Below are 709 nucleotides of genomic sequence, written 5' to 3' on the forward strand. Positions count from 1 at the left end.
CATCGCAAAAAAACAGCATGTTATCTGACGACTTCTTAATGCGACAGAGCCCTCATTCCGGCAACCATGTGTCGTCCTGCCAGGTGGCTTCAAGTGTGTTCATGATGTCCGACTTTTCCTTGTCGCTTCGCGCGCCGCTGACATCCAGCGCGGTCTGCGAACTTTTTCCGATGTTCAGCCAGAGGTGAGGGTAGCGTGGTGTCAGACGGCGCTCAATTTCCTGCTGCAGTGCGGCAAAGGTGCCGCTGCGCATGGCCTTCACCTGCTCCGGGGAGAAACGGACGGAAATCTGTAACATGGGGCACCCCTTTACTGTATGGGTATACAGTTGTTGTTTTCCCGGTTGTCAGAATTTGCAAGCTTCTTTATGCAGTTCCGGGCTAAAACATTGCTGTGGTTGCGAAAAAATTAGTGACGTGAAAAAACGTATGTCGGGGCTACACCGTGAGCGGTATCCTGTAATAAACAGATAACCAATGAATTCTCATCCAGCAGGTCTTTATGTCACCCGGTTTCAGAAACGTTCTTCGTTTTGCTGGCGTACCCGTCGACAGCAGTGAACCGGTACGCAGGCAGTTCGGCAGTCGCATGATTGGCATTGTGACGGTATGCCTGCTTCCGCTTCTGGTGTTCGACGTCCCGTTGTGGGTTTTCGTTTTCTCCCAGGTCATCTGGGGCGCGGGCGTGTATATCGGCCTCTCCGTGGCCG

Annotated in this window: 2 protein-coding genes; one reads left to right on the forward strand and one right to left on the reverse strand. The window is 52.9% G+C overall.

Annotation, left to right across the window (positions count from 1 at the left end; genetic code table 11):
* Nucleotides 1-52: 52 nt before the first annotated feature.
* Entirely contained in the window at nt 53-298 is a 246-nt protein-coding gene (locus tag IAE27_RS29305; RefSeq protein ID WP_200093430.1) for a DinI-like family protein, read from the reverse strand.
* A gap of 203 nt (nt 299-501) precedes the next feature.
* Between IAE27_RS29305 and IAE27_RS29310 the strand changes: the two genes are divergently transcribed.
* A partial coding sequence (locus tag IAE27_RS29310) for a hypothetical protein (protein ID WP_200093431.1) occupies nt 502-709 on the forward strand: 208 nt, incomplete at its 3' end.

This window comes from Klebsiella sp. S69 (genome assembly GCF_016516145.1).
In the GTDB taxonomy this organism is placed as follows: domain Bacteria; phylum Pseudomonadota; class Gammaproteobacteria; order Enterobacterales; family Enterobacteriaceae; genus Klebsiella; species Klebsiella oxytoca.